This is a genomic window from Bradyrhizobium sp. JHI2711, assembly GCF_056156565.1.
In genome coordinates, this window is the sequence record NZ_JBPZPT010000001.1 from 1,169,817 (window position 1) to 1,182,805 (window position 12,989).

The 12,989-nt window shown below is 64.8% G+C and carries 15 protein-coding genes; 5 read left to right on the forward strand and 10 right to left on the reverse strand.

The window, feature by feature from the left end:
* Positions 1 to 95 precede the first annotated feature (95 nt).
* Complete coding sequence (locus tag ACTEK7_RS05695; RefSeq protein WP_225146630.1) at positions 96 to 1,751, reverse strand: acetolactate synthase large subunit; 1,656 nt, start codon at positions 1,749 to 1,751, stop codon at positions 96 to 98.
* Between the two features lie 162 nt (positions 1,752 to 1,913).
* Here ACTEK7_RS05695 and ACTEK7_RS05700 point away from each other — a divergent pair, with 162 nt between their 5' ends.
* Positions 1,914 to 2,786: a bifunctional helix-turn-helix transcriptional regulator/GNAT family N-acetyltransferase gene (locus tag ACTEK7_RS05700; RefSeq protein ID WP_225146629.1), complete on the forward strand. Its 873-nt coding sequence runs from the start codon at positions 1,914 to 1,916 to the stop codon at positions 2,784 to 2,786.
* A gap of 55 nt (positions 2,787 to 2,841) precedes the next feature.
* Positions 2,842 to 3,228 carry an ester cyclase gene (locus tag ACTEK7_RS05705; protein ID WP_036000934.1) on the forward strand — a complete coding sequence of 129 codons (387 nt, stop codon included), beginning with the start codon at positions 2,842 to 2,844 and terminating at the stop codon, positions 3,226 to 3,228.
* Positions 3,229 to 3,249: 21 nt separating this feature from the next.
* Here the strand turns inward: ACTEK7_RS05705 and ACTEK7_RS05710 are convergent, their stop codons facing one another.
* Together ACTEK7_RS05710 and ACTEK7_RS05715 are read right to left on the reverse strand one after the other, a co-directional pair.
* Positions 3,250 to 4,470, reverse strand: coding sequence for an MFS transporter (locus ACTEK7_RS05710; RefSeq protein WP_225146628.1), 1,221 nt, complete (start codon positions 4,468 to 4,470; stop codon positions 3,250 to 3,252).
* Position 4,471: 1 nt separating this feature from the next.
* The gene (locus ACTEK7_RS05715) at positions 4,472 to 4,813 is read right to left on the reverse strand and encodes a hypothetical protein (protein WP_225146627.1); all 342 of its coding nucleotides are present in this window, start codon (positions 4,811 to 4,813) and stop codon (positions 4,472 to 4,474) included.
* Here ACTEK7_RS05715 and ACTEK7_RS05720 point away from each other — a divergent pair.
* Entirely contained in the window at positions 4,812 to 5,267 is a 456-nt protein-coding gene (locus ACTEK7_RS05720) for a cupin domain-containing protein (RefSeq protein ID WP_109144039.1), read from the forward strand. The two genes, ACTEK7_RS05715 and ACTEK7_RS05720, sit on opposite strands and share 2 nt — an antisense overlap.
* Positions 5,268 to 5,280: 13 nt before the next feature.
* On the opposite strand, the gene ACTEK7_RS05725 is transcribed toward ACTEK7_RS05720, so the two are convergent.
* Both ACTEK7_RS05725 and ACTEK7_RS05730 read right to left on the reverse strand, forming a co-directional pair.
* Positions 5,281 to 5,856 carry a DUF308 domain-containing protein gene (locus ACTEK7_RS05725; protein ID WP_109144040.1) on the reverse strand — a complete coding sequence of 192 codons (576 nt, stop codon included), beginning with the start codon at positions 5,854 to 5,856 and terminating at the stop codon, positions 5,281 to 5,283.
* 77 nt (positions 5,857 to 5,933) lie between these two features.
* Entirely contained in the window at positions 5,934 to 6,518 is a 585-nt protein-coding gene (locus tag ACTEK7_RS05730) for a TetR/AcrR family transcriptional regulator (RefSeq protein WP_225146626.1), read from the reverse strand.
* Between the two features lie 80 nt (positions 6,519 to 6,598).
* Between ACTEK7_RS05730 and ACTEK7_RS05735 the strand changes: the two genes are divergently transcribed.
* Entirely contained in the window at positions 6,599 to 7,099 is a 501-nt protein-coding gene (locus ACTEK7_RS05735; protein WP_036034193.1) for a peptide deformylase, read from the forward strand.
* A gap of 163 nt (positions 7,100 to 7,262) precedes the next feature.
* Here ACTEK7_RS05735 and ACTEK7_RS05740 read toward each other — a convergent pair whose 3' ends face one another.
* Both ACTEK7_RS05740 and ACTEK7_RS05745 read right to left on the reverse strand, forming a co-directional pair.
* Positions 7,263 to 7,625 (reverse strand): ArsR/SmtB family transcription factor, encoded by a 363-nt coding sequence (locus ACTEK7_RS05740; RefSeq protein ID WP_225146625.1) that lies wholly within the window; start codon positions 7,623 to 7,625, stop codon positions 7,263 to 7,265.
* Positions 7,625 to 8,287, reverse strand: coding sequence for an SRPBCC family protein (locus ACTEK7_RS05745; RefSeq protein ID WP_036000961.1), 663 nt, complete (start codon positions 8,285 to 8,287; stop codon positions 7,625 to 7,627). The genes ACTEK7_RS05740 and ACTEK7_RS05745 overlap by 1 nt, the downstream gene beginning before the upstream one ends.
* Before the next feature lie 173 nt (positions 8,288 to 8,460).
* Here ACTEK7_RS05745 and ACTEK7_RS05750 point away from each other — a divergent pair, with 173 nt between their 5' ends.
* On the forward strand, positions 8,461 to 8,811 hold the full coding sequence (locus ACTEK7_RS05750; protein ID WP_036022587.1) for a cupin domain-containing protein: 351 nt from the start codon (positions 8,461 to 8,463) through the stop codon (positions 8,809 to 8,811).
* A gap of 160 nt (positions 8,812 to 8,971) precedes the next feature.
* Here ACTEK7_RS05750 and ACTEK7_RS05755 read toward each other — a convergent pair whose 3' ends face one another.
* From ACTEK7_RS05755 to ACTEK7_RS05765, 3 genes are all read right to left on the reverse strand, one after another.
* The gene (locus ACTEK7_RS05755; protein WP_225146624.1) at positions 8,972 to 10,228 is read right to left on the reverse strand and encodes a serine hydrolase domain-containing protein; all 1,257 of its coding nucleotides are present in this window, start codon (positions 10,226 to 10,228) and stop codon (positions 8,972 to 8,974) included.
* A 305-nt stretch (positions 10,229 to 10,533) separates the two neighbouring features.
* Positions 10,534 to 11,544 carry a cytochrome d ubiquinol oxidase subunit II gene (gene cydB / locus ACTEK7_RS05760; RefSeq protein WP_225140217.1) on the reverse strand — a complete coding sequence of 337 codons (1,011 nt, stop codon included), beginning with the start codon at positions 11,542 to 11,544 and terminating at the stop codon, positions 10,534 to 10,536.
* Positions 11,541 to 12,986 (reverse strand): cytochrome ubiquinol oxidase subunit I, encoded by a 1,446-nt coding sequence (locus ACTEK7_RS05765; RefSeq protein WP_225112227.1) that lies wholly within the window; start codon positions 12,984 to 12,986, stop codon positions 11,541 to 11,543. The genes cydB and ACTEK7_RS05765 overlap by 4 nt, the downstream gene beginning before the upstream one ends.
* Between the last annotated feature and the right edge of the window lie 3 nt (positions 12,987 to 12,989).

Below are 12,989 nucleotides of genomic sequence, written 5' to 3' on the forward strand. Positions count from 1 at the left end.
GCGAAGCAATCCAGAATCTTTCCGCGGTGACAGTCTGGATTGTTTCGTCGCAAGGGCTCCTCGCAATGACGAACGGTGAGAGCGTCGCACAAAATTCACGCCTTCGCCTTCTCGTGCGCCCGCAACTCGTCGACCAGCACCCGTACGTTCTCCGAATAATCGATCGGGACCACGACCAGATGCACGCCGCCTTCCCTGAAGGCGGCATCGAGCGTCGTGCCGAAGCTGTCGATGCTTTCGATTCGATGACCCTTGGCGCCATAAGCCTTGGCGTATAGTGCAAAATCCGGATTGCCAAACGTCATGCCGTAATCGGCAAAGCGGTCGACGGCCTGCTTCCAGCGGATCATGCCGTAGGCCTTGTCCTCCAGCACCAGCACGACCAGGTTGAGCTTGAGGCGGACCGCCGTCTCTATCTCCTGGCTGTTCATCATGAAGCCGCCGTCGCCGGCAACCGCAAGCACGCGGCGGTCGGGATAGAGCATCGCGGCCATCATCGCCGACGGCAGGCCGGCGCCCATGGTCGCCAGCGCATTGTCGAGCAGCAGCGTGTTGGCGACGCGGGTGCGGTAGTTGCGCGCAAACCAGATCTTGTACATGCCGTTGTCGAGGGCGACGATGCCGTTCTCCGGAATCACCTGGCGGATGTCGTGCACGATGCGCTGCGGCGTGGGCGGCCAGCGCGCTTCGGTGGCGCGGTCGGCGATGTGCTTCAGTATCTCTTCGCGCAGCGGCAGCAGCGCCGCGGCCTGCGGCAGCTTGCCTTCGAGTCGATCCGCCAGCAGCTCCAGGCTCGGGCCGACGTCCCCTACGACCTCGGCATCGGGGAAATAGACCTGCTCGACGCTCGCCGGCGTGTAGCTGACGTGAATGACCTTCGGGCCCGAGGGCCCCATGATGAAGGGCGGTTTCTCGATCGGGTCGTGACCGATCGCAACGATCAGGTCGGCAGCGTCAATGGCATCATGCACATAGTCGCGCTCGGACAAGGCGGCAGTGCCCATGTAGAGATTGGTGCCGCCGGGCACGGTCCCCTTGCCCATCTGCGTCGTGAAGAACGGCATGCCTGTCCGCCGCACGAAGCTTGCGATGCCGTGTGTCGACCGCGGCCGGCTGGTCGCAGCGCCCATCATCACCAGCGGGCGCTTGGCGGCCATGATCATCTCGGCGGCGCGGTCGAGCGCGGCGCGATGGGCGACCGGGATTTCGATCGGATGGACCGGGATCACGGGGACCGCAGGCACCTCGTCCCCGGCAACGTCCTCGGGCAGTTCGAGATGCACCGGCCCGGGCCGCTCCTCCATCGCGACGCGAAAGGCGTCGCGCACCACGGTCGGGATACTGGAGGCGCTGACGATCTGCCGCGACAGTTTCGTGAGCGGCTTCATGGTCGCCACCACGTCCACGATCTGAAAGCGGGCCTGCCGGCTGCTCATGATCGGCTTCTGGCCGGTGATCAGGATCATCGGCATGCCACCGAGATGCGCATAGGCGGCGCCCGTCGACAGGTTGAGAGCACCCGGGCCGAGCGTCGACAGACAAACGCCGGGCTTGCCGGTCAGCCGCCCGTGGGTGGCGGCCATGAAGGCCGCGGCCTGCTCGTGGCGGGTCAGGATCAGCTCGATCCTCGAAGCACGCAGCGATTCGACCAGATCGAGATTTTCTTCGCCGGGGATGCCGAAGATGCGGTCAACACCCTCATTCTCCAACGCCGCGACAAACAGGTCCGATCCCTTCGCTTTGCGTTCCATCCCGCCCAATGCCGCCTCCGCTCGTTGTGAATTCAGACTCCCCGAGCGGCCGCATGGTAACGGCTCGCGACACGGGAACAACTCACAAAGAGGCGCGCAACTGCAACTCGATCAGCTCTCGCTCGATTGACAAGCCGCGATATCTGACTAAAGTCAGATATCATGCTCGATCCCGTCTCCCGCGTTCGCCGCTTCAACCGCGCCGTCACCTCTGCGGTCGGAGCGCTCGATACGTCGTTTCTCGGGCGCGGCCGGCCGCTCGGGGCGGCGCGCGTGCTCAATGCGATCGGGCACGGGCGATCGGACGTGGCGGAGATCCGCGACTATCTCGGTCTCGATTCCGGGCTGATGAGCCGGCTGCTCCGCAGCCTCGAGGACGAGGGGGTGATCGAGACCGCCGCACGCGAGGACGATGCGCGGCGGCGCATGGCAACGCTCACACGGGCGGGCCGGCGCGAGTTCGCAGCCTACGAGGCGCTGTCCAACGCGCAGGCCGAAGGCCTCCTCGCGCAACATTCGCAACGCGAGGCGTTGCTGGCGGCGATGGACCTGATCGCCTCCGCGCTGACGCGCGAGCGCGTCGCGCTGGAGGAGACGGATCCGCGCTGCGAGCAAGCGCGCTACTGCCTCGGCGAGTACTATGCCGAGCTCGGCCGCCGCTTCAGCCAGGGCTTTGAGGTCTCGCTGTCACGCGACCCCGACGCCAAGGACATGCGCCGGCCGCGCGGCACATTCCTCGTTGCGATGTCGGACACGCTGCCGATCGGCTGCGTCGGCTTGAAGGGCACCGATCACGGCTACGCCGAGATCAAGCGGCTGTGGGTCGCGCCCGCCGCGCGCGGGCTGCGGCTCGGCCGCCGCCTGATGGATGCGGCCGAGAGCGCCGCGCGCGAGCTCGGCATCGCGCTGCTGCGGCTCGACACCAACAGCGCACTGCCCGAAGCCGGTCAGCTCTATCGCAGCACGGGCTGGCGCGAGATCCCGCGGTTCAACGACGATCCCTATCCGGACCTCTTCTTCGAAAAGCGCCTCTGACGCTGGACCGGTTCGCGATCCTCGCGCGTTGGTCGAGGCCGTGGGAGCTTCGATAATGATGAGAGACGACCTCGCCGACATCTACCGCGCCTACATCGCTTGCCTGAATCGGCGGGATTGGCCGGCACTCGGACAATTCGTGCATGAGGAGGCCACCCACAACGCGCGGCCCCTTGGGCTTGCGGGCTATCGCGCGATGCTGGAACGGGATGTTCGGGAGATCCCCGATCTGCAGTTCCATATCGAGATGCTGATCTCCGATCCTCCCCGCATCGCCGCCCGATTGAAGTTTGACTGCACACCGGTCGGGACATTCCTCGGTCTTGCGGTCAACGGGCGGCGCGTGTCCTTCTGCGAAAACGTGTTCTACGAATTTCTCGACGGCAAGATCCGGCAGGTCTGGTCGGTGATCGACAAGGCCGCGATCGAGGCGCAGCTCTGACGCCACGCCTCGATCTCGAATTCACGCCGCCGCGGGCGCCACCTCGCCTTGCGGCTTTGCGAAGGGGCGGAACGTCATCGCCATCAGGAAGGCCCCTAAGCCCATCGCCCAGGAGGCGATGTAGAGCCAGGCATAGCTGGAGAAGGCATCGTAGATCAGGCCGCCGGCGAGCGGGCCGGTCGCCATGCCGAGGCTGCCTGCCATCGCCGTGCCGCCGATCACCGTGCCCATCATCTTGAGCGGGAAGTTCTCGCGGATCAGAACGGCATAGAGTGGCATAGTGCCGGCATAGATGAAGCCGAAGATCGCGCCGACCGCATAGAACGTCGTCAGCTGTTGCGCGAAGACATAGGCGAGCGCGCCGAAGGCCTGCAGCAGCAGGCCCGAGACCAGCACGCGCTTGGCGCCGAAGCGGTCGCCCATCAGGCCGAAGGCGATGCGCCCGCCGAGGCCGGCAAATCCCTCGATGCTGTAGATCGTCACCGCTGCGACCAGCGGGATGCCGCAACTCACGGCATAGCTGACGGTGTGGATGATCGGGCCGGAATGCGTCGCGCAGCAGAAGAAGTTGGTGGCGAGGAGGATCAGGAATTGCGGCGAGCGCAACGCCTCGCCCATCGACATCTCGTTTTGTCCGGCGGTTTCGCCGGCGGGCGCGGCCGGACCTTGCGCGAGCGCCGGAGGACGGCGCACCAGGAACGAGAACGGGATCATGATGGCGCCGACCACGAGCGCGATGATCTGCATCGAGGTGCGCCAGTCGTGGCCGGAGACGAGCCAGGCCGCCAGCGGCGACATCGTCATCGGCGCCATGCCCATGCCGGCCGAGACCAGCGACACGGCGAGGCCGCGATTGGTGTCGAACCAGCCCGTGACGGTCGCCATCATGGGCGCGAAGATCGCCGCGCAGGCGGCGCCGACCAGCAGGCCGAACACGATCTGGAACACGAGAAGCGAGGTGGCGTGGCTCGCCGCAAACAGGCTGAGCGTCAGCACGACCGATCCCGTCACCACCACCGGCAGCGGCCCGAACCGGTCGGACAGCGTGCCCCAAGCCATGCTGGTGAAGGCCATGGCCAGAAAGCCGATCGTCATCGCGCTGGAGATGCCGGTCACCGACCAGCCGGTGTCCTTGGTGATCGGCTGCAGGAACACCGGCAGCGAAAACATGCCGCCGATCGCGACGCAGCCAAGCACGCCGCCGGCGGCGACGATCACCCAGCGATAGTTGGACGAAGTCATTTCAGTCTCCCGTCAGGTCTGTCTCGCGTGGAAGACGAATGGGAACTGAGCCCGCCGACAGGCCGACGTCATTTTTGCCGCACGCTTTCGTGAGCGGCCAGCAAAACTCGAAAAACAACCCCATGCACAGTAGCGGCGCCAGCGGGATCAATGACTTACCTACCAGGAACGACAGCTCAGCGGCTCCCTGTCCTCGCGCGACATCATCACAGATCGGTTTGACACGTCGGGCAAAACAGCCGCAGAATGACAGCATCCCACACATATTGATCTGGTCCGCGATGTTCATCGTGATGATGCTTCGCGCCGCCGGTCTGTTGGTGGATTGCAGGGAGTCCCACATGCCAAAGATCGACGTCGCCGCCGTGCCGGCCCGCAAGGGCTCCGGCTATCCGGCGCCTTTCAATGCGCCTTGCGCCGAGCGCATTCGCAAGCGGCTCGGCGATGCCGGAGGCTTGTCGGATTTCGGCGTCAACCTGATGCGCCTGCCGCCGGGCACCTGGTCGAGCCAGCGGCACTGGCATTCGCACGAGGACGAGTTCGTCTACATTCTCGAAGGCGAGGTGACGCTGATCGAGGATGGCGGCGAAACCGTGCTGCACGCCGGCGATTGCGCCGCCTTCCCCAAGGCCAGCGGCAACGGCCATCACATGATCAACAGGTCGAGCGTGACGGCGGTCTATCTCGAGATCGGCTCACGCTCGCCAGCCGACCTCATCACCTGCTCCGACATCGACATGATGAGCCCGGCATCGGACGGCCGCTTCCTGCACAAGGACGGCACGCCCTATCCGTAAGTGACATTGCGGCTCACAGGGCCGCACTACGGCGCCAGTCGTCGACCGTGAGCCAGACGGCCGAGACCAGGAAGTAGATCGCGCCGACGGCGGCATAGCCCGCGACATTCGCAATCGACGGCACCGCAGGCGTCGCGGCCTGGAAGATGAAGAAGCCGCCCGCCAGGGCCGACTGGCCACCGCTGAGCACCATGGCCCATTGCGCGCCGAGACGCTTCCAGCGCCGCACGGCCGTGCCGAGCTGGAGCAGTCCGGACAGGATCGCCCAGGCTCCGAAGATTCCGAGCACCCAGTTCATGCTGACCTGCAAGGCCAGGATGACCGCAATGGTGGTGGCGAGGCTGACCAGCACGTTCAGGCCCTGCGTGCGGTTCTGGTTCAAGCCACCGCTCCAGAGCGCGTCGAGATAATTGGCGGCAGCGTCCCAGGCCGGATAGGCAACGAGCAACGTCGCTGCGATCACTGCCGATGACGGCGCGATCGCGAGGGCCGCAATGACCCAAGCGACGGAAAACGCGGCACGCATGAAGTAGTACCGTTTCAGCCATTCCGCCTGATCGGCGCCCAATGCCATCTCGCTGGTTCTCATTTTCTGATCCTTACCTACTAGTTGGTAGTTTACGTACGACGCCGAAGCAGCGCCCTGCCCGGCCTGTGCCGATCTCGTCAGTGCCTGGTGGAAAGCCGCTCCAGCAGCGGCCGGGTGATTGTCCCGAAGATTTTTGGATCGCCATAGGCCCGCGCCGACAGCATCGCGCCGTGAACGGTTGCCATGAATCCCTCCGCCTCGGCCCGCGCGGTGCCGGAGAGATGGAGCCGGCCTTGCCGCTTGCCGCGCTCCATCACCGAAGCCAGCCACGACGACACGGAGCGGAAATGCGCGCGGACTTCGAGCGCCACTTCCTCGGGCAGAATCGGAAGCTCACTGGCAAGGAGCGCGCAGACGCAGAAGGGAGCCGTCGCATCCTTGATGCACACCTCCCAATAGGCGATGTAGCTTTTGAGCTGCTCGGCGGGGTCGGCGACATTGCGCTCGAGCGCCGACAGCCCTGCCTGGGCCTCCTCGCGATAGCGCGACACCAGGGTGCGGACCAGATCGACCTTGCTGGCAAAGTGGTGGTGGATGCTCGGCTTGCGGATGCCGACGACATCGGCGATGTCGGCGTAACTGAAGCCGTTGTAGCCGCCCGCGATGATCAGCGTACGGGCGCAGCCAAGAATGTCGTCGGCGGTCGAGGAAGCGGTGCTCATGGCGCTTAACTACCTTCCAGTAGGTCGGCGGTCAAGCGAGGATGCTTCAATGATCCGTGAGTGAGTGGTAGGAGCCCTGCATGACCATCCGCCCGATCGTGCGCTATCCCGACCGCCGGCTTGCGCTGCCGGCCCGCCCCGTCACCGCGTTCGACGATTCCTTGCGCGAGCTCGCGCAGGATCTGCTCGACACAATGCGCGCCGCGCCCGGCATCGGCATCACCGCGCCGCATATCGGCGTGCCCTTGCGCGTCGTGGTGCTGGAGCTCGACGCGAAGGACGGCCCGCAGACCTACGTCAATCCGGAGATCACATGGGTCTCGCCGGAGATGATCATGCACCGCGAAGGCAGCGTCTCGATGCCGGGGATCAACGACGAGGTGCAGCGACACGCGCGGGTGCGGATCAGCTATCGGGATCTCGACGGCAACATGCACACCGAGGAGTCCGAAGCCCTGCGAGCTGTCTGCCATCAGCACGAGATCGACCAGCTCGACGGCATGTTCTGGATTCAGCGGCTGTCGCGGCTGAAGCGGGAGCGGCTGGTGAAGAAGTTCGAGAAGATGTCGCGGAATTCGTAGGGTGGATTAGCGCAGCGTAATCCACCTGAGTACGACAAAATGAGAGAGATGGTGGATTACGCCGCCCGCTGCGCTTCGCGGCGGCCTGCTAATCCACCCTACGCTACTGCCTGTGTGGGACACCCCGGATTACGCTGCGCTCCATCCAGGCTACGGAGCCCGATTACGCCCTCTTCCCTGTCCGCTTGATGATCGGCTCCTTGCGACGCTCGCGCTTGCCGCGCGCGATCTCGGTGGCGAGCGCGTCCAGCTTCGGCTCCCAGAAAATCCTGAACTGGCCGACCCAGGCATCGACCGCTTGCAGCCCGGCGGCGTCGACCGAATAGAGGCGCCTTTGCGCCTCCGCCCGGACGCTCGCAAAGCCGCTCTCGCGCAGCACCTTGAGGTGCTGCGAGACGGCCGCCTGGGTGATGCCGAACTCGGCCCCGATGACTTCGACGACCTCGCCGGACGCCATCTCCTTGAGGCCGAGCAGCTCGAGGATGCGGCGGCGCACGGGATCGGCGAGGACCTCGAAGGCGTGCATCAGCTTCCGGTGCCGGGATGAACGATGTCGGGCGGCATCTCGCCGCGATAGAATGCGATGGTGCGGTCCGAGCGCTGCTTCGCCTCGTCAGGATCGACCCCGCTTGCGACATGCGCCGCACGCCAATATTCGCCGCTCGTCGTCATGAAGTCCTTGCCCTCGGGCGAGACCATCCACGCCTCCGCCGTTTCATGATCGACCGATGCCCCGGTCGCAAGATATCGCTCAAGTCCCGCAAGCGCGAGGTCCCAACCGATACCGACCGCACCCGGACCGAACTGATTCCAATGATCCTCGATGATCGCGGTGTGCTCAAGCGTCAGGCGCGCCTGGCTCCGCTCGGCTTTCAGGCTGACGTCGATCCAGCTCGTGGCGCCGCCGAATTCCCAGGTCGCGGCGAAATGGGTGGGCGGCGTGCAGGACGTGATGGTGCCGCCGGCATTGCCCTTGACCTGGTAGCGTCCGCCGAGCCGGAGGTCGCCCTCGACCGGCGCAAACCAGCGCGGGATCCGCTCCCTGCTGGTCACGGCGTCCCAGAGATCGTCGACGCTGGTGTCGTAGAGCCGCGTTAGCGTCACCGCGCTAGCCGGCTTGCCGTCTCTCTCCAAGCTCCTCACCGAGCGCGTCACAAGCCCCAAGACCCTGGCGACGTCGATCTGCATTTTCGGTTCTCCCTGTGGTTCATCCGCCGAACAAATATCGATCGCGACTAATATAAGTCAATACTTATATTGCGCGACGTTCCGCTGCGTCAAACCGCCCGCGAGGCGGAACCAAACAACGGCCACGGCGTCTATCGGTGCCCTCCCCCAGCCCCACAAGACGGAATGACCTCATGAAAGTTCGCAAATTCGCCATCGCCGACGCCTCGCTTGAGCGCTCACCGGGACAGGACGGCGATATCTTCGTCGCCAACTTGGTCGACCAGCGCCACGGCGGACCTATCACGATCGGCTTCGGCCGCTACGCGCCGAACCAAAATCTCAAGGAGACGATGAAGGTCGACGATGTCATGATCGTCCTCGAAGGGAAGCTGTCGGTCACGAGCGACGGCAGCACCGTGACCGCGGGGCCCGGCGAGATCGTCCATATGCCGAAGGGCGAGACGGTCACGATCCGCTCGCACGAGCAAGGCGCCGTCACCGCCTATGTCACCTATCCGCATTGGCAGGAGGCGCATGAGTGAGGCACGAGCTGCGACGCCCTACCCGCCGGGCATCAGCGCCTTCGCCAGCTCGTAGGGCGGATTAGCCGAAGGCGTAATCCGCCATTGCCGACACGGCGCGGCGAGAGATGGTGGATTACGCCGGCGGACTGCGCTTCGCGCAGCCGCAGGCCGATCCACCCTACGCACCGACCACTAGCGCTTTGGCTAGCGCCCTGTAGGCCGGCAGCGTCACGGGATCGTTGGCGGCGTTGCCTGCCATGGGATGCGAGGCGTAGCGTGCGATCACCATTTCGGCCTTGGGATCGATGTAGATGCCCTGGCCGTAGACGCCGCGCGCCATGTAGGCGCCGTGCTCATTGTGCGTGATCCACCATTGATTGCGGTAGGAGGCGCCCGGCAGTGTGGTGTAGCCGGCCGGCTTGAATTTTTCGGGATCGCCGCCGCGCGCGATGTCCTCGACCACCTGCGACGGCACGATCTGGCGGCCGTTGAAGCGGCCGTGGTTGCGCATGGTCTCGCCAAAGCGAGCGAGATCGCGCAATGTCGTGGAGAGACCGCCGCCGCCGCTCTCGGTGCCTATGCGGTCGACGTGATAATGCGCGTCCTCCTCAGCGCCCATCGGCTGCCAGATCCGCTCGGACAGGAGGTCGGACAGCGTCAGGCCGCTGGCGCGCCTGATGATCCACGCGAGCACGTCGGTGTTGACGGTCTTGTAGGCAAAGGCCTTGCCGTGCTCGCCTTGCTTCTTCTGCGCGATGAGGAAATCGAAGATGGTGGTGGGGCCGTCATAGCCCGGAGGGATCGGCGCCATGCCGTTGGCGCGCCTGAGGCCCCACACGTCCGAGTTCTTGTCGGTGTAGACCTCGGTGTAGAGCAGCCCCGTGGTCATATCCATGACCTCGTGCACACGCGCATCGCCGAACGCGCTTGGCTTCAGCTCCGGCACATAGTCCGTGACGGGCGCCTGCGGGTCGATCCTGCCCTCGGCGACCAGAATCCCCGCGAGCACGCCGGTGAACGACTTTGTCACGGACATCGCGATATGCGGCTTGTGCGGCTTCAACGCGCCGAAATAGCGCTCATAGATCAGCCTGCCTCGGTGCAGCACGGCGATGCCGTCAGTGTAGGTCTCCTCCAGCATCTTTTCGAACGTCATGGGTCGGCCGTCCATCGTGACCGAGGCAACCCGGCCGATGTCCTGCTCCGCCCGCGGCAACACCGACGCCGGCCCTGCCCCGCGCCAGACGTTTACGGTCGGCACGAGCTGGCGGATGTTGCTCCAGGCCCAGCGCAACTCGGGGAAGCTGCGGAAGGAGCCGTCCTGGAAGGTAATGAGGCGGTCGGGAGATGGCGGGAAGCCGCGCATCCAGCCGAGGGTTTCGGGGGCGGTTTCAGCGGCAGCAGGCTGCTGGCTGGCGGCAGTCGCGACGGACATTAAGCGGGCTCCTTGGAGACGATGCGGATGTCGTATCACGGGAGCACAGGTCGGGCATCCGACGTTTGTGCCGGGGAGCTACGCACAGTCGGGATGGCGTGGCCAAGCATGGCACGCGAACGGCTCGCAGCGCCGCACTATGCCGAAAGAGGAGTGGCAGCCCTGCCCATCCTGCGCGCTCCGGATTCCTCATCCCGCCTTGAGCAACCACCGGATCGGCAATGCGACCACGAAGAGCGTGGTGACACCTGCAGCCCACAGCGTCACGAACCATAGCAGCTGCCTCCAAGTCCGCGATGCGCGCATCAGTGATACCCCTCGCCGTGCCGCACCTTGCCGCGGAAGATCCAATAGACGTAGCCGGTATAGACAAGGATCACCGGTACCAGCACCGCCGCGCCGACGAGCAGGAACAACTGGCTGCTGGGATGCGTGGCTGCCTGCCAGATCGTAATCGAGGGCGGCACGATCATCGGCCACATGCTAATGCCCAGCCCGGCATAGGACAGCAGGAAAAAGCCGAGCGCGCACAGGAACGGCATCCCATCCTCGCCCTTCGCGAGCGCGCGGTGAAAGCGCCATGCCAGCAGGGCCAAAAGAACTGGCACAGGCGCTGCGTAAAGCATGTTCGGCAGCGTCAGCCATCGCTCCCGGAACGCAGGGCTTTGGATGACCATCATCAGTGATATGAGGGCGATGAAGCCGAGTGTCGCAAACCCGAGAACGCGTGCGTAGTTGCGGCAGCGTGCCTGAAGCGCGCCGTCGGTCTTCCAGATCAGCCAGCACGCGCCGAGCAGGCCGTAGCCGACGACAAGGGCAACACCGGTCAAAACCGAGAAAGGCGTCAGCCAGTCCCACCACCCGCCGGCGTAAGCACGCCCCTCCACACGGATGCCCTGCACGATGGCACCGAGGCAAACGCCCTGGAGCAATGCGGCCGCAAAGCTGCCCCAGGAGAAGGCGCGGTCCCACCATATTTCACCAGCCGACGTCCGCGCTCGAAACCGCATTTCGAAGGCTACTCCGCGGAACACCAGCGCCAGCAGCATCAGAATGAGCGGCATGTACAGCGCAGGAAAAATCGTCGCGTAGGCCAGTGGAAACACGGCGAACAATCCGCCGCCACCGAGGACGAGCCAGGTTTCGTTGCCGTCCCAGACCGGTGCCACCGAGTTGACCATGACATCGCGATCGGGCCTCGCCACCTCGGCCGGAAACAGGATGCCGACGCCGAGGTCGAAGCCGTCCATCACGACGTAGAGCAGCACGGCCGTGGCGATCAGCAGCGCCCAAATCAATGTGAGGTCGATGCTCATGGCCGGATCCCCGCTTGCCGCGGCTCTGCTCTGTGCGTGTCTGACCCTGCTATCAAGGCTGGCGCCGGCGTGATGCCGGCCGTGCGGACCGGCTGGCCTTGTGGCGGTCCGTGCTCGCCGGCTTCAGGGGTCTGGCGGAAGAGGTGAAACAGATAAGCAATCCCCGCGCCGAACACGACAAAGTACACGACAACGAATGCCGCCAGAGACGCGGCCACGGCCGGCGCTGCGATCGGCGCCACGCTATCGGCGGTCCTCAGCAGTCCATAAACCGTGAATGGCTGGCGTCCCGCTTCCGTCACCGTCCATCCAGCCGTCACAGCAATCAGCCCCGACGGCCCCATGGCCACGGCAAAGCGATGCAGCCATGGCGTGTCGTACAGGGCGTCTCGCCAACGCAGAACGAGCGAGGCCATGCCGAGCACGATCATCAGAATCCCCAAGCCGACCATGATGCGGAACGCCCAGAAGACGAGCGGAATGTTGGTCGGCCAGGTGTCTTTCGGGAAAGCCTTGAGCCCCTTGACCTCTCCATCAAGGCTATGCGTGAGATAGAGGCTCGCAAAGCCAGGAATGGCAATTTGGCCGCGCGTCACCCCGGCTTCGGCGTCCGGCATTCCGAACAGGATGGAAGGCGCGCGGCGCTCGGTCTCGAAGTGACCCTCCATGGCGGCGACCTTGGTGGGCTGGTGGTGATACGAATTCACCCCATGCAGATCGCCGATCAGAAGCTGTAGCGGGGCCACGATCGCGGCCATCCACATCGCCATTGAAAACATGATGCGTGCGCGTTCGTTCATCCTGTTCCGCAGCAGGTGCCAGGCGCCCACGGCTCCCACGATCATCGCGGTCGTCAGGTAAGCCGCCGTCACCGTGTGGGCGAAGCGATAAGGGAACGACGGATTGAAGATGATCGCGAGCCAGCTCTCGGGGATGAATTGGCCGTCCGCTCCCATCGCGTGTCCTGCCGGCGTCTGCATCCAGGAATTTGCGGCTAGAATCCAGAAGGCCGAGAGCAAGGTGCCGCCCGCGACGAAACAGGTCGCGACGAAATGCAGGCGCGGGCCAACGCGTCCCAGGCCGAAGAGCATGACTCCAAGGAAGCCGGCCTCGAGAAAGAATGCCGTCAGCACCTCGTAGCCGAGGAGCGGCCCGAGCACCGGGGATGTCTTGTCGGCAAACACCGACCAATTCGTGCCGAACTGGTATGACATGACCAAGCCCGACACCACGCCCATGGCGAAAGCGACGGCGAAAATCTTCAGCCAATAGCGGTAGGTATCGAGATAGGCGCCGCGGCCCGTCCACAGCCACAGCCCTTCGAGCACAGCAAGATAGCTCGCCAGTCCGATGGTGAAGGCCGGAAATAGGAAGTGCCAGACCACCGTGAAGGCAAACTGGAAGCGCGCGAGATCCAACGCGCTGGGTAATAAGTCGGACATAGC

Coding starts and splice junctions, on each gene's coding strand:
- ACTEK7_RS05720 (WP_109144039.1), top strand. CDS start 4,812: ATGCCAAAGATCGACGTCGCCGCCGTGCCGGCCCGCAAGGGCTCCGGC.
- ACTEK7_RS05730 (WP_225146626.1), bottom strand. CDS start 6,518: ATGAGCACCGCTTCCTCGACCGCCGACGACATTCTTGGCTGCGCCCGT.
- ACTEK7_RS05740 (WP_225146625.1), bottom strand. CDS start 7,625: ATGCACGCCTTCGAGGTCCTCGCCGATCCCGTGCGCCGCCGCATCCTC.
- ACTEK7_RS05735 (WP_036034193.1), top strand. CDS start 6,599: ATGACCATCCGCCCGATCGTGCGCTATCCCGACCGCCGGCTTGCGCTG.
- ACTEK7_RS05750 (WP_036022587.1), top strand. CDS start 8,461: ATGAAAGTTCGCAAATTCGCCATCGCCGACGCCTCGCTTGAGCGCTCA.
- ACTEK7_RS05725 (WP_109144040.1), bottom strand. CDS start 5,856: ATGAGAACCAGCGAGATGGCATTGGGCGCCGATCAGGCGGAATGGCTG.
- ACTEK7_RS05705 (WP_036000934.1), top strand. CDS start 2,842: ATGATGAGAGACGACCTCGCCGACATCTACCGCGCCTACATCGCTTGC.
- ACTEK7_RS05745 (WP_036000961.1), bottom strand. CDS start 8,287: ATGCAGATCGACGTCGCCAGGGTCTTGGGGCTTGTGACGCGCTCGGTG.
- ACTEK7_RS05700 (WP_225146629.1), top strand. CDS start 1,914: ATGCTCGATCCCGTCTCCCGCGTTCGCCGCTTCAACCGCGCCGTCACC.
- ACTEK7_RS05755 (WP_225146624.1), bottom strand. CDS start 10,228: ATGTCCGTCGCGACTGCCGCCAGCCAGCAGCCTGCTGCCGCTGAAACC.
- cydB (WP_225140217.1), bottom strand. CDS start 11,544: ATGAGCATCGACCTCACATTGATTTGGGCGCTGCTGATCGCCACGGCC.
- ACTEK7_RS05765 (WP_225112227.1), bottom strand. CDS start 12,986: ATGTCCGACTTATTACCCAGCGCGTTGGATCTCGCGCGCTTCCAGTTT.
- ACTEK7_RS05715 (WP_225146627.1), bottom strand. CDS start 4,813: ATGTGGGACTCCCTGCAATCCACCAACAGACCGGCGGCGCGAAGCATC.
- ACTEK7_RS05710 (WP_225146628.1), bottom strand. CDS start 4,470: ATGACTTCGTCCAACTATCGCTGGGTGATCGTCGCCGCCGGCGGCGTG.
- ACTEK7_RS05695 (WP_225146630.1), bottom strand. CDS start 1,751: ATGGAACGCAAAGCGAAGGGATCGGACCTGTTTGTCGCGGCGTTGGAG.